This is a genomic window from Nocardia violaceofusca NBRC 14427, from assembly GCF_963869435.1.
In the GTDB taxonomy this organism is placed as follows: Bacteria; Actinomycetota; Actinomycetes; order Mycobacteriales; family Mycobacteriaceae; genus Nocardia; species Nocardia aobensis.
Window position 1 is genome coordinate 1 of record NZ_CAWMPM010000013.1, and the last position, 17,029, is coordinate 17,029.

The window sequence follows — 17,029 nt, forward strand, 5'->3', positions numbered from 1 at the left end:
CGGGGCCGCTGCCGTGGCCGCGGGGCAGGGCCTGTCGTCGGTGGGCCGGGCGTTGTCGCTCGCGGCGCCGAAGGCCGCGCGGGCGAGCCGGGAAAGTTTCGCGGCGACCGTATCGACGCTGCTGGCGACGTCCGGCGTGCTGACGATGGATCCCTCGGTGTGGCGACGGCTGGATCGATTGAGCGCCCTGGTGATCGACGGCGCCGTGCTGTACGGAAGCGGACGCCTGGTGCTCGATGCCGAAGCCCGCGAATCCGAACCGGGGAATGCCGAGAAATCCGCGTCGGGCTGGACCACGGCTCAGGTGTGGAACGCCGCTCAGCGACTGTTGTGGTCGGCACCGGACGCCGCCGCGGCGACGCCGGATACCGGCGACCTCCGGCTGCGACCGGACCCGGACCGCAATCCCGGCGACTCGATTCCCGGCTGGTACGAAGTCTGTGACGGAACGGACGTGCTGGGCCGGGTCCTGGTCGGCCGCGAACTCGATCCGCGCGCGCGGACACTGATGCTCGCCGCCCGGGCCTCGGGCCTGAAGGTGGTGGTGCGCGGACAGCGTGATGCGTTCGAATTGCGTTCGTTGGCAGACGAATTCGTAGAACGTGAAGGATCGGCGGCGGAACTGGTCTGCCGGTTGCAGTCCGACGGACATGCGGTGGGGCTGGTCGCCACCGACTCCGCCGGGGATCTGAACTGCGCGGATGTCGCCATCGGTGTGAGCCGGATCAGCGCCGTCGAGGTCGAGGCGATGCCGTGGGCGGCCGATGTGGTCTGCGGCGATCTCGATCAGGTCATGCGGGTGCTGCTGACGGTGGCTCCCGCCCGCCAGGTCAGCGAACGCGGGCGCGTCCTGGCGCTCTCGGCGTGTTCGCTCGCGGGCCTACTGCTGGCCGCCGGTCGCTCACGCGACGCGTGGCCGGTGACCGCGGCGCAGGCCAGCGGCCTGTTGCAGGGGACATGGGCGGGCGTACAGGCCGCACGCGGCCGGCTCCCGGAGTCGGGCGCACCGCTGGTTCCCTGGCACAGTCTCGAACCCGACGAAGTGCTGACGCGGTTGCCGGAGCCCGAACGCGGCGAGCCGGCTCCCACGCGATCGTGGACCGCGCCGCTCGCCCGTATTCCCGCGCAACTGTCCCCGGCGACGCGCTTCCTCGCCACTGTGCGGCGCGAGCTGGCCGATCCGCTCACCCCGATTCTCGGTGTCGGCGCCGCGGCCTCCGCCGTGCTGGGGTCGCCCGGCGATGCGGCGCTGGTGGCCGGTGTGGTGGCGGTGAATGCCGTGGTGTCGGCGTTGCAGCGCCAACGCGCCGAGAACGCGCTGCGGGACCTGATCGCGCACGAGCGGATCACCGGCCGCCGCGTCGACCGCGCCGCGCTCGACCACGAACTCGAGCCGCCGAGCGAATCGGTGCCCGGTACGGCCCTGATGGTCGGTGACGTGATCGCGCTGCGCACCGGCGATGTCGTTCCGGCGGATGCGCGGCTGCTGCGAGCCGACGACCTGGAAGTCGATGAATCGGCCCTGACCGGCGAATCGGTCACGGTGCCCAAGGACAGTCCCGCCACTCCGGGCGTGGACCTCAATCACCGGCGCTGCATGGTGTACGAGGCCAGCACGATCGTCAACGGCGCCGCGGTGGCCGTGGTGGTCGCGGTGGGGTCCGACACCGAGACCAACCGCGCCGCCGCGGTCGCGGTGCCGCCGCGCCTCGGGGGAGTGCAGGCACAGCTGCGTGCGCTCAGCGATCAGGCGCTGCCGCTGACACTGGGCGGCGGATCCTTGGTCACGGCGCTGGGCTGGTTGCGAGGCCAGCGCATCCGCGCGGCCATCGCCGACGGGGTCGCGGTCGCGACCGCCGCTGTGCCGGAAGGACTTCCGCTCGTCGCGACGGTCGCGCAGCTGGCCGTCGCCCGGCGCCTGTCTCGCCACGGTCTCCTGGTGCGGGCCAGCCGGACGGTGGAGGCGCTGGGCCGGGTGAACACCATCTGCTTCGACAAGACCGGAACCCTCACCTTCGGCCGCCTGCGGCTGACCACCCTGGCCGACCTCGAGCATCAGTGGTCGCCCGAGGACGAGGACCCCCGTGCCCGCCGGTTGCTGCGGGCCGCGGCGCACGCCTGCCCCGATCCGGACGACGGCCCGATCGTGCACGCCACCGATCAGGCGGTGCTCGACGCCGCGGAGCGGCTCGACCGCGACGAGCGCTGGGATACGGTCGAGGAACTGCCCTTCGAATCGAATCGCGGATACGCCGCGACGCTGGGACAGACGCGGCGGCGGCACTGGCGGCTCATCGTGAAGGGGGCGCCGGAGATCGTGCTCGCCCGCTGCACCGCGATCCGGACCCGTCGCGACGGCGCCGATCACGACGAACCGATGTCCGCCGACCATCGCCGGGCGGCCGACCGCATGATTCATCGCATGGCCGAACGCGGGCTGCGGGTGCTGGTCGTCGCCCGCCGCGACCTGTCCGCGGCGCCGGGGGATGTGGTGAGCGCCGTCGAGAAGCTCACCCTGCTCGGCTTCATCGGACTCGCCGACACCGCGCGTCCGCAGGCGCGCCCACTCGTCGGCGCGTTGCAGCGCAACGACATTCGCGTGCGAATGATCACCGGCGACCATCCCGTCACCGCCGCCGCGATCGCCGCCGATCTGGGTATCGACGCCGATCCGGTGGTGACGGGAAGCGATCTGGCCGAACTCGACGATGCCGCGCAGTCGGAGCTCATCGCGCGCAGCAGCGTCTTCGCCCGCGTCAGCCCACAGCAGAAGGTTCGCATCGTCACCACGCTGCAGCGGCGTGGCGAGGTGGTGGCGATGGCCGGTGACGGCGGCAACGACGCGGCCGCGATCCGCACCGCCGACGTCGGCATCGGACTCACGGCGCAGGGATCGACCGCCGCCCGCAATGCCGCCGATCTGGTGCTGACCGATCCCGACCCGCTGGTGCTGCTGCACGCGCTGATCGAGGGGCGCGGCATGTGGCGGCGCGTCAGCGATGCGGTCGGCATCCTGGTCGGCGGCAATGCCGGTGAGGTCGCGTTCACGGTTCTCGGCACCGCGCTCGCGGGCCGGGCCCCGTTGGGCACCAGGCAGTTCCTGCTGGTCAACATGCTCACCGACATGTTCCCGGCGATGGCCGTGGCGCTGTCGACCGAGCGGTCCGGTGACGAGGAGCCCACCGGCCACCAGGAACGCGCCGATCTGCTCGCCGAACAGCTCGCCGCGCGGCCGCGCACCGATGTCGCCGCGGATCTGCGCCGCACGATCGTGATCCGCGGTTCCACCACCGCGGCCGCCTCGACCGTGGCGTGGTCGATCGCCCGCTGGACCGGTACCGAACGCCGGGCGGCGACCGTGGCCCTGGTCGCGCTGGTGGGGACACAGCTCGGGCAGACGGTCCTGGCCGCCCGCCACAGCCCACAGGTCTGGCTCACCGCGGCCGGCAGCGCGGCCTTCCTGGGCACCGTCGTCATGACGCCCGGACTGTCGACCTACTTCGGTTGCCGCCCCCTCGGTCCGGTCGGCTGGACCACCGCGCTCACGTCGGCGGCGACCGCGACCGCCGTCGGCGCGCTCCTGCCCTCCCGCCGCCCGACCGAGCCAGGACAGCCCACCGTCGCTCCGGAAGACAACGAATACGTCGATCACCGCGAGTACCCGCTGAGCATCGAAAGTGTTGGCGCGCAATCTCATTGACCGTCGCTCGGCGCGTGGTACCGCTGCCGGGTCCTCGATCCGTAACCTCTGCGTGCCAGGTGAAGGCGGGTCTGTCAGCCAGGCGGCTATCGTGGAGCCTGTTCCGATCTGGAGAACGCATCTTTCTGCGGTACAGAAGTGAGGTGGTCGAGTTGGGCCAGCCGTTCAAGGCCCCGCCGGCCTATGCCATCACCAGTGTCGACAACGCGCTCCGCATCGCCGCCATGTTGCAGTTGGAGGGGGCGCTGACCGTGTCGCAGGTGGCGGAGCGGATCGGGGTGGCTCCCTCGACGGCGCATCGTTTGCTGCAGATGCTGGTGTATCGCGACTTCGCGGTGCAGGACTCCGATCGGGCCTATCGGGTCGGTCCGCTGCTCGAGCTCGCCGCGCATTCCCGGTCGGCGGCGTCCCGGCTGCGCACGGCCGCGCTGCCGCAGTTGCGGCGCATCGTCGATCAGCTCGGCGAGTCGGCGAATCTGACCGTCCGGACCGCCGACACCGTGCGGTTCGTCGCCAGTGTCGAGTGCGGTCAGGCGCTGCGGGTGGGAAGCCGGGAGGGAATGGTGTTTCCCGCGCAGCGCACCTCCGGCGGGATGGTGCTGCTCGCCGAGGTGCCGCCGTCCGAGCTCGCGGCGCTCTACGCGCCCGAACGCTTCACCGAACGGCCCGAACCGCCGCCCGACCTGGGGCAGCTGAGCGCCGAACTGGCGAAGATCCGCCGCAACGAGTTCGCGGTCAACGACGGCCGTTCCGAACGGGGCGTGGTGGCGGTCGGGGTCGCGGTGCGCGACGGCAGTGGCGCCGCTGTCGCGGCGTTGTCGGTCTCGATGCCGAGCGTCCGCTACGAGAAGCGGTCGCTGCCGCGCTATGTCGCCGTACTCCGCTCCGCGGCCGCGGAGCTGGGACGCGAATTGGCATGACAGCGGCCGAGATCAGCCGCGCCGGCTCGCGACGATCCCCGCACCCAGCGGCGAGTTGGGCGAGCTGCCCGGTGAGACCACGGCACTTTCAGAGTTGCAGGCCGAGCCAGGAGGCGAATCCGGTGAGGCTGTTGGTTTGTCGGCGTTGTGCTGCGGCGATTCCGTAGACGGTTTCTCGGACGGACGGATGTAGGCGGGTTTGCTGCGGCGCCACCCGCCGCGCCCGATTCAGCGCGGCCAGCGCTTGGTCCGGTTTGCCGATCATCAGCCATGCGCGGCTCACGTCCTGCCAGTGGTGCCCCGCTCGCGGCGGTGCGATGTCTTCGGGGAGTACGAGGGACGAGCCTTCCCGCGCGGCCCGGTCGGGATCGCCGGCCTCCAATGCCACCGCGACAGAATGAATTCCGACATTCGCCGGGCCGAACAACGTGCCGTACATGTCGGATTCACCGGGCATCCTCGGTGCAAGGCGGCGCGCGTGTTCGATATGTTCGGCGGCGGTATCAGGGCGGATTGCCCGGGCGGCCACAATCGCCCCGCACAGGTGCGTGTATCCACGTACGGCGTTCGCAGCTTCGCTGTCGCCTTCGATTCCGTTGAGCGCGTCCTCGACCAGTCGGAGTCCGGTGTCGTTCGCGTCGTGGTACATGAGGACCCTCGCCCGCTTGACCTTGGCCTGGGCCTCGTACAGAGGATCGTCTGCCGACTCGGCAGCCCATTCGAGCCGGTCGAGCACAGTGGGCGCGAGCTGAATGAAGCCGAACCTCCTGCACAGCCGTTCGGTGGTCACGTATGCAGCGCACAACAGCGAGAACACCGCACCGCGCTCGTCTGCACGGGCCTCGCGCAGCGCTCCGTACAAACGGCGAAGCAGACCCGGCATGCGCGCGAGGGCCGAGCGTCCCTTGTCATTTCGATAGGCAAGGTCTACAGCGGCCATCTCGGCGGCCAGCTCGGTCAGCGACGGCGGTTCGACGGCACGCACGTACGTTCCCTCGGCAAGCACGGCGCGCAACTCGGACAGCCCCTCCAGCGGCCCGTCCTCTTCGATGAGGTCGCGGTACGGCGTACCGGTCAGCCGTTCGGGCTCCACCCGCAGTGCGCGCGCAGCGGCAGCCAAGAACGCCGGGCTCGCCGGCTCCCGACCCTGCTCAACCGCCTTGACCATGGCCAGGCTGTAGTTCGCTCGATCGGCCAATTGCCGCTGGCTCAGACCCGCAACTTTCCGCTCAGCCGCAATGATCTGTCCGGCGTGGGACGAAGGGCTCATGGCTCCAGGGTAAGTCCCTGTTCTCGGACCGGTCCTTCGAAAGGTGAACATCAGTAAGGCTTTTCGTCAAGCATGGGTATCGTGGAAATGGCGATGACCCCTCGACTTACCGTCGTTGACGAAAAGCGAAGGGCCACCGAGTAGTTCGTACTCGGTGGCCCTTCGGGTTTCAGGCGGTGGCGGCGCTGGTGTCGCCCAGCAGGTCCAGGGCGATATCGACGATGAGATCTTCCTGCCCGCCGACCAGTCCGCGGCGGCCGACCTCGAGCAGGATGGTGCGCGCGTCCAATCCGTAGCGCTGCGCGGCCGCTTCGGCGTGGCGCAGGAACGACGAATACACGCCGGCGTATCCCAGGGTGAGTGTCTCGCGGTCCACCCGCACCGGGCGATCCTGCAAGGGCCGCACCAGATCGTCGGCGGCGTCCTGCAGGGCGAACAGATCGCAGTTGTGCTTCCAGCCGTACAGGTCGGCGACGGCGACGAACGGTTCGATCGGGCAGTTGCCCGCCCCGGCGCCGTGCCCGGCGAGCGAGGCGTCGACGCGGGTGACCCCTTCCTCCACGGCCACAACGGAATTGGCGACCGACAGCGAGAGATTCTCGTGGGCGTGGATGCCGATCTCGGTGCCGGGATCGAGCACCCGGCGGTAGGCGCGCACGCGATCGCGCACGCCGTCGAGGGTCAACCGGCCACCGGAGTCGGTGACGTAAACGCAGTGCGCGCCATAGCTTTCCATCAATTTGGCCTGTTCGGCGAGCTGCTCGGGTTCGGCCATATGCGACATCATCAGGAAGCCGGACACGTCCATGCCGAGCTCGCGCGCCTTGCCGATGTGCTGCGCGGCGACGTCGGCCTCGGTGCAGTGGGTGGCGACGCGGACCGAGCGGACACCGAGCCGGTAGGCCTGCTCGAGATGTTCGATGGTGCCGATGCCGGGCAGCAGCAGGGTCGTCAACCGGGCGTGGGTGAGGTTGTCGGCCGCGGCCTCGATCCACTCCCAGTCGGTATTGCTGCCGGGTCCGTAGTTCAGGCTGCCGCCGGCCAGGCCGTCCCCGTGGGCGACCTCGACGGCGTCGACGCCCGCCGCGTCCAGCGCCGCCACGATCCTGCCGACATCGTCGGGGGTGATGCGATGGCGAACGGCGTGCATACCGTCGCGGAGTGTGACGTCTTGGATGAACAGTTGCGTGGTCATCGCGAGGCTCCCTGTTCTGCCGGGGCGGCGATCGTGTCGGCGACCGATTCGGCGAAGCGCATCGCCGCGGAGGTCATGATGTCGAGATTTCCCGCGTACGCGGGCAGATAGTGCGCCGCACCCTCCACTTCCAGGAAGACGCTCACCTGATGCGTGGGTGCGGGCCCGTCGTCGGCGGGTTGCAAGGTGTGCACCGGCTGGTCGGCCGGAATCGGGGTGATCTGGATCTGCTGCTTGAGCCGGTAGCCCGGCACATAGGTGGCGACCTGCGCGATCATCTCCTCGATCGATGCGCGGATCGCGGCGTGGGTGGCCGGATCCGGCGCCGCGGTCAGGCAGAGCACGGTGTCGCGCATGATCATCGGCGGTTCGGCCGGATTGAGGATGATGATCGCCTTGCCCCGGCGCGCCCCGCCCACCGTTTCCACCGCGTGCGCGGTGGTCTCGGTGAACTCGTCGATATTCGCCCGCGTCCCCGGCCCGGCGGATTTCGAGGCGATGGACGCGACGATCTCGGCGTAGGGGACCGGTGCGACGCGCGAGACCGCAGCGACGATCGGGATGGTGGCCTGCCCGCCGCAGGTCACCATGTTGACGTTCTCGGCGTGCCGGTGTTGGTCCAGGTTCACCGCCGGGACGACGAACGGTCCCAGCGCGGCCGGGGTGAGATCGATCAGCCGTTTGCCGAGCGGCTCGAGGATCGCCGCGTGCGCCGCGTGCGCCTTGGCCGAGGTCGCGTCGAAGATCACCTCGATCTCGTCGAAATTCGGCAGTTGCAGCAGTCCCTGCACGCCGTCGGCGGTGGTGGGCACGCCCAGCCGCCGGGCGCGGGCGAGACCGTCCGATTCCGGATCGATGCCGACCATCGCGCCCATTTCCAGGACGGTCGAATGCCGGATCACCTTGATCATCAGATCGGTGCCGATATTGCCCGATCCGATGACGGCGACCTTGACGGCGCCACGGTTGTCGCTCATATGTCTCACTCCTCGATGAAGACGGCGGTCACCGAGCCGAGCCCGGAGATGTCGGCCGTGACGGTGGCGGGGGCGGTGATCGCGGCCATCGGCCCGAGCGCGCCGGACAGGATCACCTGGCCCGCGCGCAGGGGTTCGCCGAATTCCCGCGCGGTGCGCGCCAGCCACGCCAATGCGAGCAGGGGATCACCGAGGCAGGCGGCTCCGGTGCCGGTGGACACCTCGACCCCGTCGATCGACATGGTCATCTGCGTCGACACGGGTTCGAACTCGTCGAGGGTGCGGCGCTGCGATCCGAGGACGAACAGTCCGCTGGAGCCGTTGTCGGCGACGGTATCGCCGAAGGTGATGTCCCACTCGGCAATTCGGCTGTCGACGATTTCCAGCGCGGCCACGGCGTAGTCGACCGCGGCGCGCACCTGTTCGTCGTCGAGCGGACCGTCGGCGAGGTCGTGAGCGAGCACGAACGCGACCTCGGCTTCGGCCTTCGGTTGCAGCAGGCGGTTCGCGGGAATGGGTGTGTTCTCGCGGACGTGCATGTCGTCGAACAGGACGCCGAAATCGGGTTGGTCGACACCGAGTTGCTGTTGCACCGCCGGCGAGGTCAGGCCGATCTTGCGGCCGACGATCGTGGCGCCCGCGGCGAGCCGCTCGGCGGTCGACCGCGCCTGCACCGCGTAGGCGGCGGCGACGTCGTCGGTTCCGATCAGGTCCCGCACGGGGCGGCAGGGGGTGGCGGTTCGCGCCGCGGTGCTGAGCCGGTGCGCCGCGGCGGTCGTGGCCGCGGCGATTCGGTCGTCGAGTCGTGGTGTCGGCATCCAAGATCCTGGAGTAGTCGGTGCGGGGAGCCTTCACTGTCGCGCCGGAGCGGACCGCCGCACCAGCATTTCGTTCCGCTGAGCGGAACGCCGGGTAAGCTCGGCGAGGTGAGTACGGCGGAGTCGGGCAATGGCGCACGGACGGTGGACGGTTCCACCGTGCTGGGCAAGGTGATGGCCGTGCTCGAGTCGTTCTCGATCGACGACGGCGGATTGAGCCTGGCCGAGATCGGGCGGCGCACCGAACTGCCGAAGGGAACCCTGCACCGGGTCCTGTCGGCTATGGTCACCGTCCGGCTGCTGGAGCGGACCGAGGTCGGCTATCGCCTCGGCGGCCACCTGTTCGAACTCGGAATGCGCGCGTCGGTGGAGCGCAGCCTGCTGGAGGTCGCGATCCCGTTTCTCGAGGAACTGAACGCGCGCATCCACGAAACCGTGCATCTGGGCGTCCTCGACGGTACGGACGTGGTGTATCTGACCAAGATCGGCGGCCGTCGCCAGGCGAGTGCGCCGTCGCGGATCGGCGGCCGGATGCCGGTGCATTGCACGGCGATCGGGAAAACGCTGCTCGCCCATGCGGATCGGTCGTTGCGCGACCGGGTGCTGGCCGACCCGCTACCCGCCCATACGCCCCGGACGATCGTGCTGCCCGGCACGTTGCGCAAGCAACTCGATCGGATCGCCGCCGAGGGCGTGGCCTATGAATTCGAGGAATCGGCACCGGGATTGGTGTGTGTGGCGGCGCCGGTGCGAGAGGCCGACAGCGTTGTCGCGGCGATCAGCATCGCGGGCGCCTCGCACCGATTCCATCCGGAAAGTCATGTGGCGTCGGTGCGGGCGGCCGCGGACGGCATCGGTGCGACCCTCACCCGCCGCGCACGAATGATGTCGGCCCCGGGCAGCTGATCGCTACAGCGGCAGCCCCTGCTCGAGCAGATCGACGGCCTCGAGCAACGTGGTGAGCATCCCCTCGTCTCTGTGATGAGGATCGCGGCGTCGCTCAGTCGCCGCGGCTCTTCTGCAGGCGTGCGATCTCGTCGCCCCACACCGATTGCGACCCGGCATCGCCGACGCGGTAGGTCTGCACGATCGATGCGATGCCGACGACCACCGCGAGGACGGCGACCCCCACCGTGACCAGCGTGCGCAGATCGGCGCCGCGGCGTTCGGCGAGGTGGAGGCCGGTCAACGCCACCGCGACGACCAGCAGGGCGATGGCGAAGTAGAGCATCGTCTCGCCGCGTTCGGCGTGTTCGCGCAAAATCTCGTCGGGATTGCGACGCAGGTTGTAGAGCCACTGTCCGGCGTGAATGGTGATCGGCGTCAGCACCATGACGATCACCGCCAGCACCAGCGTCAGCCACACCAGAAGGCCGCGGCGCGCGGCCGGCCAGACCGCGCACACGATTTCCAAGATCGCGGTCAACGGCACCAGGACCACGATGAAATGCACGAACAGCACGTGCGCGGGCAGATTGTGGATGACGGTCACCGGGGCTCCTCGGTCACTCGCGATTGTTACGGTGCCGACGACCGCCCCGAACTCGCCGACGCCACGGGTCGCACCGAGCATAGCCAGCGCAGCGGCGGTTTCGACGGTTATTCGCGGCCCGGTCGACGCGCTGCCACAGGTTGCCTCGATCTCCTTTCGGCGTCGGCCGAGACTCGGCGGGCGGGCCGCATGACGGTGTCCCACCACGATTGCAGTGGGCTGGGGTCGGGCCAGTGCACGACCGCTTCCGCCGTCTCGGACCGCCCTGGATGGTGTGGCGACGTGTGGTCAGTAGGCGAGACAGTCGTAGTCGTCATCGGCATGGGGGAGAGTCCAGGACTGATCGATGCGGTCGGCGGTGTCGAAAGCGTCGCGAATGCGTTCGGCCAGGGGATGCACCCTTGTGAAGTCCGGGCCGGTGTCGTGGTCGCGGATGTCGGCCAGGGCCTGCTGTTCGGCGTGGTCGGCGTCGCTGCCTGCGGGAAAGGCGGTCATCACGGACTCCTTCTGCGAGCGATCACCGGCGCGGGCGGCACCGGTGCGGATCGGAAAAGGGGCCGGATGGGCCCGGAAGCCGCAGCTGACCGGGCCCACCCGTGGATACACAGTTCTGGTCAGGCCGTGATCGCCTGCCGGTCGTTGTCGACCCGGTCCACGCTGATCTTGCGTGGTTTGGCCTTGTCCGCCACCGGGATTCGCAACCGGAGTACGCCGTCGCGGTAGTCGGCGCGAATGTGATCGGTATCGAGGCTGTCGCCCAGCATCACCTGTCGCCGGAATACCCCGCGGCCGCGTTCGGCCGCGATCATCGACCTGCCCGAGTCGATTCCGGGCCGCGACGCCCGCACCGTGACCACATTGCGTTCGATATCCACATCCAGCGAATCGGGGTCGATGCCGGGCAGGTCGAACTCCACCACGAACTCGTCACCCTCGCGCCAGGCGTCCATCGGCATCGCTACCGGTCGAGCCTGCGTGCCGAACACCTGCTGCGTCGAACGGTCCAGATCCCGAAACGGATCGGTGCGCATCAGCATGGTCGCCACCTCCAGTTCACTCCTTATATCACTCGAAGGAACCTCAGATAACCTCTGTTACCTGACACAGATTTATTTAGCACTCCGGTGAGGAGAGTGCAAGAACCTGTGGGAGATAAACTGGTTGTGCACGGAGAAGGGAGCAGGATGGGTTCGGATCGGCGCGAGGGACATCTGCCCGGGTCGAGCCAGGCGGTGTACCCGATATCGGTCGCCGCCGAGCTGGCCGGTATCGAAATCCACACCCTGCGCCTCTACGAGCAACACGGCCTGATCACGCCCGCACGCAGCGCCGGCGGGACCCGGCGCTACAGCGGCGACGACCTGGCCCGGCTCCAGCGGATCACCGCCCTCACCCGGCAGGGGATTCACCTGTCGGCCATCGCGCGGATCCTCGATCTCGAAGACGACAACAGCGCGCTGCGCGCCCACAACACCGCCTTGACCGCCGAACGCGACCAACTGCGCGACACGATCACCGACCGGCGACTACCGCACTGACCGCGGCGGTCGCGGTCAGAACCCGAGCGGGTAGACGGCGATCGTGTCCTTACCGTGCGGTGGCAGCGGCGCCGTCCAGGAGACCCGGCCACCGGGGAAGACCCGGCAGCAGCCGCCGACCTCGCGAGCGCGCGCGTGCACGGTCGACACCGTGGCCGTCGGCAGCGCGTCGGCCGTGGTGGTGCCGGTGGGGTCGAGGGTGTCGATGGTGACGGTGAGCACGTCGGCCACGGTGACGGTGACGACGATCGCCGCGACGCCCGCTCGCGCGGCGGCAGCGGAGGCGGTGTCGGCGACCACTGCCTCGACATGGTCGGCCACGGCATCCGGCACCTGCCGCGCCGGGCCGGTCACCGCGACGATACTGCGCAGCTGGGTATGGCCGATGCAGCGCTGCACCGCTCGCTCGACACGCTGGAGCAGTCCGGCGCCCCGCGCGAACGGGATGACGCCGTCGCCCGCCGCTCGCTGAGGGGTGAGGGATACCGCATCGCCGCTACGGGATTGCGGGTCCGCGTAATCGGACCGCAGCATCGCGTCGACCAGTTCGAAGGCCTGCGACAACGCATTCCGTACCGCGACGTGGGCGGTGGGATCGCTGTCGTTGCGGCCAGTGTGGATGGAGCCCATGGATGACGTGAACCTCTTCGTGCCGACACACAACGATCCGACCCTCCGTATAGAGCCGAGAACGTCCTCCGCAGAATGACCGGTATCGGCCTCGCTAAACCGGAAGCGCCCGATTCGGGTCGTGAGGGATCGGACACAGTGCGCCATTGGCTCACCTGGTCGTTTGTCCGAGTGATCGCACGGCTCAGTCGATTTCGGGAGACCGATGACTGATCGATCCCGGATGCGTCATACAGATATGGATCAGCGGGTGGAGGCAGCGCGCGACGGCGACCAGGTCGCGTTCGCGCATCTGGTCGAGCCGGTGCGGCGGGAGCTGCAGGTGCATTGCTATCGCATGCTCGGCTCGGTGGAAGACGCCGAGGATGCCGTGCAGGAGACGCTGTTACGGGCGTGGTCGCGGCTGGACACCTACGCCGGGCGCGCCTCGCTGCGCGCGTGGTTGTACGGGATCGCGACCCATGCCTGCCTGGACGCGCTGCGGCGGCGCAAGGCCCGGGCGTGGCCGGCCGATCTGGCCGGCCCGGCGGACCCGCATCGCTACGAGCTGGGCACGGTGGATGTGCCGTGGCTGCAGCCGTATCCCGATCGGTTGCTGGACGTGGCCGCCGCGGGAGAAGAACCGGAGGCGGTCGTCACCGCGCGGGAGACGATCGAGCTGGCGTTCCTGGCCGCGATCCAGCGGCTGCCCGCGCGTCAGCGCGCCGTGCTGATCCTGCGAGACACGCTGGACTGGTCGGTCGCCGACACCGCCGCCGCGTTGGGGGTCAGCCGGGCGGCGGTCAACAGCGCGCTGCAGCGTGCCCATGCCACCCTGTCGGAACATCTTCCCGCACAACGAGATCGATGGCATCCGGTGTCGACGGCATCCGAGCGCCGGGCGCTGGCGAAACTGATCGGCGCGTGGGAGAGCGCGGATCCGACCGCACTCGTCGCCCTGCTGCGCGACGACGCGACGCTGATCATGCCGCCGGGCACGGTCTGGTTCGCCGGTCGCCGTGACATCGGCACATTTTTCGCCGACCACGTCTTCGGCGAGATGGGCAGCGGCTGGCGGCTTCGGCCGACCGGCGCGAATCGGCAACCGGCGTTCGGGCTGTACTGGCGCGAGCCCGGCGCGGACGCGTTCGACGCGTTCGCGATCGGGGTGCTGACCGTCGACGGCGACGCGCTCGCCGAGATCGCGCTGTTCCATCAGCCGGAGTTGTTCGCCGCGTTCGCGCTGCCGCCCGCGTTGCCGTCGCAGAGCTGATGGACGCTCGGCGCGTGCGGCGCTGGAGCGTGGTGCTGCAGCCGGGGGACGCACTCGATTACGCGGCCGCCGACTGGGCCGACACCCTCGTCGTGGTGACCAGCGGCGAACTGGAGCTGGAATGCCGCAGCGGCAGACGCGCCCGATTCGCCGCCGGAGCTGTCCTCGCCCTCGCCGCCGTACCGGTGCGGCGGCTGTTCAACCCCGGCTCCGAGGCCCTGGTGCTGTCCGCGGTCGCGCGACGACACCACCGATGACGGACCGACCCGGCGTGCGTCACACAGGTGAAGACATCGAAATTCACCGAACAGGAGCACAGCATGTCCGTCCCGAACACTCTGGCCGGCAAGGCACTACTCGTCACGGGGGCCGGGCGCGGCCTCGGCCGCGCGCTCGTCGACGAGGCGCTGCACCGCGGCGCGGACCGGGTCTACGCCGCGGCCCGGAGACCGGCCGACCATCCGGATCCGCTCTTCCCCGATCCGATGTCCGCATCGCTCGAGACGGGGTGGGACGACGGGGTCGTCAAGAGTCTCGAGCGCGCGAATGCCGCTGCCGTGCAAGCAGTGGCGGTGGCGTCATGAACGACATGCGGCCGACGATGGTGGTCGGCGGCAGCCGTGGGCTGGGCCGGGGGATCGCGCTGGCGTTCGCGCGCGCCGGTGCGCCGGTCGTGGCCGTGGCGCGCACGGAGTCCGCGTTGCGCGAGCTGGCCGCCGAGACACCCGGCATCGACATCGAGGTCGCCGACGCGGCCGATCCGACCGTGCCGGGGGCGCTGCTCGACCGCCACCGGCCGGACATCCTGATCATCGTCGCGGGGGCGACACCGCTGATGCGGCCGCTGCACCAGCACACCTGGGAGACGTTCTCCGCGAACTGGAATACGGACGTGCGCATCGCCTTTCATTGGTTGCGCGAAGCGCTGCTGACGCCGCTGCCGCCCGGCGCTCGCGTCATCGTCGTCAGCAGCGGCGCCGCCGTCCACGGTTCACCGCTCAGCGGCGGATACGCCGGAGCCAAGGCGACTCAGCGGTTCATCACCGGCTACGCCCAGGACGAGTCTCGGCGCGCCGGCTCGGACATCACCTTCACGACGGTGCTGCCGCGGATCACTCCCGCCACGAGCCTCGGCCTGCCCGCGGTACGCGCCTATGCGGCCCGTGCCGGCCGGAGCGTGCAGGCGTACATCGAGCAGTCGGGTGAGCCGCTCACTCCCGAGATCGCCGGCGCGGCACTGCTCGAACTCGCCTGCGCGGGTGAACCCGCGGCGTCCTACCAACTCACCGCCGACGGCCTGACGGCCCTGCCGTGATCGGCGGCGTACGCCATTCGACCCACGAAAGAAGAGGAACCGATGCGCAAGCTCATCGCAGCGATGAAGATCTCGGTGGACGGGAAATACGAAGGGCCAGAAGGATATGCGGACTGGGTGCACGGCTGGTCCGATGATTACGGAATCACTCCGCAGATCGACGCCTGTGTGCTCGGTGGCCGGATGTACGAGGGCTACGAACCTTACTGGACCGCGATCGGCGACCACCCGGACGAACCCCTGCCCCAGACCGGCGCGGCGCCGACGCCGGGCGAGCTCGAATGGGTCGAATTCGCCCGGAAGACACCACATTACGTCGTCTCCACAACGAAAAGCGCAGCCACATGGCCGAATACGCGATTTCTGCGTGGTCTCGACGACGTCGCGGCACTGAAATCGCAATCCGGAAAGGACATCTACCTCATGGGCGGCGCCACCCTCACCGGCGCGGCGCTCGACGCGGGCTTGGTGGACGAGATACGCCTGATCGTCTACCCGCTCATCGCGGGAAACGGACCGTCCCTGTTCGCGGCCGCGAGCGGTCGCCATCCGCTCGAGCTCCGGAAATTCGAGCAATTGCCCGACGGCAGGCTGAGCTACGTCTACGACATCGGCTGACCGTCATCGAACGCCGGACCCCTACCCAGTGGCGGTCCGGCGTTCGATGCGGGTTGCCGCGTTCAGGATGCCGCTCGCACCGGCGCCTGCTTCAGTTCGCGCAACGCCGTGCGCAGCCCCCGGCGCTTACCGGTCTCGGGGTCGACGCCGAAATGCGCGCGCATCCCGTCGCGAATCGCGAACCGCAACTCGGAAGCGGTCTCCGGGGCGTCATCGGAGGTCGCGGTGAGCAGGGCGTTGGGCAGGGCCAGTTTCGCGATCGTCCGGAACGACTGCAGATACTGGCGGCCGAGCGAACCGGTCGTGTACGGCAGGTCGTATTTGTCGCACAGTTCCCGGACCCGGACGCCGATCTCCTCGTACCGGTTGCTCGGCAGGTCGGGGAACAGGTGGTGTTCGATCTGGTGGCTGAGGTTACCGCTCATGAAACGCATGAGCGGCCCGGCGCGAAAGTTGGCCGACCCCAGCATCTGTCGCAGATACCAGCGGGGCTGATCCTCCTCCGCGAGTTCCTCGGTGGTGAATTTCTCCGCGCCGTCGGGGAAGTGGCCGCAGAAGATGACCATGTACGCCCAGTAGTTGCGGATGAGATTGGCGGTGGCGTCGGCGGTCAGCGTCGTCTTCCAGTTGCGCCCCGACAACGCCGGATAGATCAGATAATCCTTGGCCGCCTGTTTGCCGACCTTCGTTCCGATGATGCGCAGATCCCGGAACGCCTGCCGCCAGGTCTTGTCCTTGCGGCGAATCTTCTCCACCTCGAGGTGGTGCAGCGCGACGCCCCATTCGAACAGGGTCCCCAATGCCAGGTTGTACACCGGATTTCCGATGTTCCACCACTCCCACCGCTGGTCGCGGGTCACTCGCAGAATTCCGTAGCCCACGTCGTCGTCCTTTCCGACGACGTTCGTGTACTTGTGATGGACGAAATTGTGCGAATGCTTCCATTGCACGCTGGGGCAGGTGGTGTCCCATTCCCAGGACGAGGAATGAATTTCCGGATCGTTCATCCAATCCCATTGCCCGTGCATCACATTGTGGCCGAGCTCCATGTTCTCGATGATCTTGGCCAGCCCGAGCATCGCGGTGCCGGCGAGCCATGCGACCTTGCGATTGCTGAACATCAGCGTGACCCGGCCGCCTGCTGCCAGGGCCCGCTGCAGGGCGATGGTGCGATGGATGTACCGGGCGTCCCGCTCACCGCGGGATTCCTCGATATCGCGGCGGATGGTGTCCAGTTCGGCGCCGAGCGCCTCGATGTCCTCGGGGGTCAGATGGGCGTAGGCGTCGATATCGGTGATGGCCAT

General features: G+C 69.0%; 18 protein-coding genes. 9 read left to right on the plus strand and 9 right to left on the minus strand.

Annotation, left to right across the window (positions count from 1 at the left end):
- Both AC5592_RS11900 and AC5592_RS11905 read left to right on the plus strand, forming a co-directional pair.
- Positions 1–3,700 (plus strand): cation-translocating P-type ATPase (locus AC5592_RS11900; RefSeq protein WP_157121776.1); only part of this gene is annotated, 3,700 nt, incomplete at its 5' end.
- A gap of 143 nt (positions 3,701–3,843) precedes the next feature.
- Positions 3,844–4,620 (plus strand): IclR family transcriptional regulator, encoded by a 777-nt coding sequence (locus AC5592_RS11905; protein WP_232329320.1) that lies wholly within the window; start codon positions 3,844–3,846, stop codon positions 4,618–4,620.
- Between the two features lie 88 nt (positions 4,621–4,708).
- On the opposite strand, the gene AC5592_RS11910 is transcribed toward AC5592_RS11905, so the two are convergent.
- From AC5592_RS11910 to AC5592_RS11925, 4 genes are all read right to left on the minus strand, one after another.
- Positions 4,709–5,890 carry a helix-turn-helix domain-containing protein gene (locus tag AC5592_RS11910; RefSeq protein ID WP_063064219.1) on the minus strand — a complete coding sequence of 394 codons (1,182 nt, stop codon included), beginning with the start codon at positions 5,888–5,890 and terminating at the stop codon, positions 4,709–4,711.
- A gap of 169 nt (positions 5,891–6,059) precedes the next feature.
- Positions 6,060–7,085, minus strand: a complete 1,026-nt coding sequence (gene dmpG, locus AC5592_RS11915) for a 4-hydroxy-2-oxovalerate aldolase (protein WP_036502040.1) — start codon at positions 7,083–7,085, stop codon at positions 6,060–6,062.
- Positions 7,082–8,062, minus strand: coding sequence for an acetaldehyde dehydrogenase (acetylating) (locus AC5592_RS11920; RefSeq protein WP_036502039.1), 981 nt, complete (start codon positions 8,060–8,062; stop codon positions 7,082–7,084). Before AC5592_RS11920 ends, dmpG begins: the two co-directional genes overlap by 4 nt.
- A 5-nt stretch (positions 8,063–8,067) precedes the next feature.
- A complete protein-coding gene (locus AC5592_RS11925) occupies positions 8,068–8,880 on the minus strand; it encodes a 2-keto-4-pentenoate hydratase (protein ID WP_063064220.1) in 813 nt (270 codons plus the stop codon).
- Positions 8,881–9,054: 174 nt separating this feature from the next.
- Between AC5592_RS11925 and AC5592_RS11930 the strand changes: the two genes are divergently transcribed.
- Positions 9,055–9,786: an IclR family transcriptional regulator gene (locus AC5592_RS11930; RefSeq protein ID WP_063064370.1), complete on the plus strand. Its 732-nt coding sequence runs from the start codon at positions 9,055–9,057 to the stop codon at positions 9,784–9,786.
- 94 nt (positions 9,787–9,880) lie between these two features.
- On the opposite strand, the gene AC5592_RS11935 is transcribed toward AC5592_RS11930, so the two are convergent.
- From AC5592_RS11935 to AC5592_RS11945, 3 genes are all read right to left on the minus strand, one after another.
- On the minus strand, positions 9,881–10,372 hold the full coding sequence (locus AC5592_RS11935) for a DUF2231 domain-containing protein (RefSeq protein ID WP_063064371.1): 492 nt from the start codon (positions 10,370–10,372) through the stop codon (positions 9,881–9,883).
- A gap of 288 nt (positions 10,373–10,660) precedes the next feature.
- Positions 10,661–10,867, minus strand: coding sequence for an Rv3202a family protein (locus tag AC5592_RS11940; RefSeq protein ID WP_094027173.1), 207 nt, complete (start codon positions 10,865–10,867; stop codon positions 10,661–10,663).
- A gap of 119 nt (positions 10,868–10,986) precedes the next feature.
- Positions 10,987–11,424 carry an Hsp20/alpha crystallin family protein gene (locus AC5592_RS11945; protein ID WP_174372305.1) on the minus strand — a complete coding sequence of 146 codons (438 nt, stop codon included), beginning with the start codon at positions 11,422–11,424 and terminating at the stop codon, positions 10,987–10,989.
- A gap of 132 nt (positions 11,425–11,556) precedes the next feature.
- Between AC5592_RS11945 and AC5592_RS11950 the strand changes: the two genes are divergently transcribed.
- Positions 11,557–11,910, plus strand: coding sequence for a MerR family transcriptional regulator (locus AC5592_RS11950; protein WP_036502033.1), 354 nt, complete (start codon positions 11,557–11,559; stop codon positions 11,908–11,910).
- 15 nt (positions 11,911–11,925) lie between these two features.
- Here AC5592_RS11950 and AC5592_RS11955 read toward each other — a convergent pair whose 3' ends face one another.
- On the minus strand, positions 11,926–12,540 hold the full coding sequence (locus AC5592_RS11955; protein ID WP_036502030.1) for a hypothetical protein: 615 nt from the start codon (positions 12,538–12,540) through the stop codon (positions 11,926–11,928).
- A gap of 223 nt (positions 12,541–12,763) precedes the next feature.
- Between AC5592_RS11955 and AC5592_RS11960 the strand changes: the two genes are divergently transcribed.
- From AC5592_RS11960 to AC5592_RS11980, 5 genes are all read left to right on the plus strand, one after another.
- Complete coding sequence (locus AC5592_RS11960; RefSeq protein ID WP_084506580.1) at positions 12,764–13,792, plus strand: RNA polymerase subunit sigma-70; 1,029 nt, start codon at positions 12,764–12,766, stop codon at positions 13,790–13,792.
- Entirely contained in the window at positions 13,792–14,049 is a 258-nt protein-coding gene (locus AC5592_RS11965) for a hypothetical protein (RefSeq protein ID WP_036502027.1), read from the plus strand. Before AC5592_RS11960 ends, AC5592_RS11965 begins: the two co-directional genes overlap by 1 nt.
- A gap of 63 nt (positions 14,050–14,112) precedes the next feature.
- Entirely contained in the window at positions 14,113–14,376 is a 264-nt protein-coding gene (locus AC5592_RS11970) for a hypothetical protein (RefSeq protein ID WP_198163814.1), read from the plus strand.
- On the plus strand, positions 14,373–15,107 hold the full coding sequence (locus tag AC5592_RS11975; protein ID WP_063064223.1) for an SDR family NAD(P)-dependent oxidoreductase: 735 nt from the start codon (positions 14,373–14,375) through the stop codon (positions 15,105–15,107). The genes AC5592_RS11970 and AC5592_RS11975 overlap by 4 nt, the downstream gene beginning before the upstream one ends.
- Positions 15,108–15,149: 42 nt before the next feature.
- Complete coding sequence (locus AC5592_RS11980) at positions 15,150–15,725, plus strand: dihydrofolate reductase family protein (RefSeq protein ID WP_036502023.1); 576 nt, start codon at positions 15,150–15,152, stop codon at positions 15,723–15,725.
- 62 nt (positions 15,726–15,787) lie between these two features.
- Here the strand turns inward: AC5592_RS11980 and AC5592_RS11985 are convergent, their stop codons facing one another.
- Positions 15,788–17,029, minus strand: coding sequence for a fatty acid desaturase family protein (locus AC5592_RS11985; protein ID WP_036502020.1), 1,242 nt, complete (start codon positions 17,027–17,029; stop codon positions 15,788–15,790).

Bases quoted from the DNA above. Each gene is read 5' to 3' on its own strand.
- AC5592_RS11910 (WP_063064219.1), bottom strand. From the start codon at position 5,890: ATGAGCCCTTCGTCCCACGCCGGACAGATCATTGCGGCTGAGCGGAAA.
- dmpG (WP_036502040.1), bottom strand. From the start codon at position 7,085: ATGACCACGCAACTGTTCATCCAAGACGTCACACTCCGCGACGGTATG.
- AC5592_RS11920 (WP_036502039.1), bottom strand. From the start codon at position 8,062: ATGAGCGACAACCGTGGCGCCGTCAAGGTCGCCGTCATCGGATCGGGC.
- AC5592_RS11925 (WP_063064220.1), bottom strand. From the start codon at position 8,880: ATGCCGACACCACGACTCGACGACCGAATCGCCGCGGCCACGACCGCC.
- AC5592_RS11930 (WP_063064370.1), top strand. From the start codon at position 9,055: ATGGCCGTGCTCGAGTCGTTCTCGATCGACGACGGCGGATTGAGCCTG.
- AC5592_RS11940 (WP_094027173.1), bottom strand. From the start codon at position 10,867: ATGACCGCCTTTCCCGCAGGCAGCGACGCCGACCACGCCGAACAGCAG.
- AC5592_RS11950 (WP_036502033.1), top strand. From the start codon at position 11,557: ATGGGTTCGGATCGGCGCGAGGGACATCTGCCCGGGTCGAGCCAGGCG.
- AC5592_RS11955 (WP_036502030.1), bottom strand. From the start codon at position 12,540: ATGGGCTCCATCCACACTGGCCGCAACGACAGCGATCCCACCGCCCAC.
- AC5592_RS11960 (WP_084506580.1), top strand. From the start codon at position 12,764: ATGCGTCATACAGATATGGATCAGCGGGTGGAGGCAGCGCGCGACGGC.
- AC5592_RS11965 (WP_036502027.1), top strand. From the start codon at position 13,792: ATGGACGCTCGGCGCGTGCGGCGCTGGAGCGTGGTGCTGCAGCCGGGG.
- AC5592_RS11970 (WP_198163814.1), top strand. From the start codon at position 14,113: ATGTCCGTCCCGAACACTCTGGCCGGCAAGGCACTACTCGTCACGGGG.
- AC5592_RS11975 (WP_063064223.1), top strand. From the start codon at position 14,373: ATGAACGACATGCGGCCGACGATGGTGGTCGGCGGCAGCCGTGGGCTG.
- AC5592_RS11980 (WP_036502023.1), top strand. From the start codon at position 15,150: ATGCGCAAGCTCATCGCAGCGATGAAGATCTCGGTGGACGGGAAATAC.
- AC5592_RS11985 (WP_036502020.1), bottom strand. From the start codon at position 17,029: ATGGCCATCACCGATATCGACGCCTACGCCCATCTGACCCCCGAGGAC.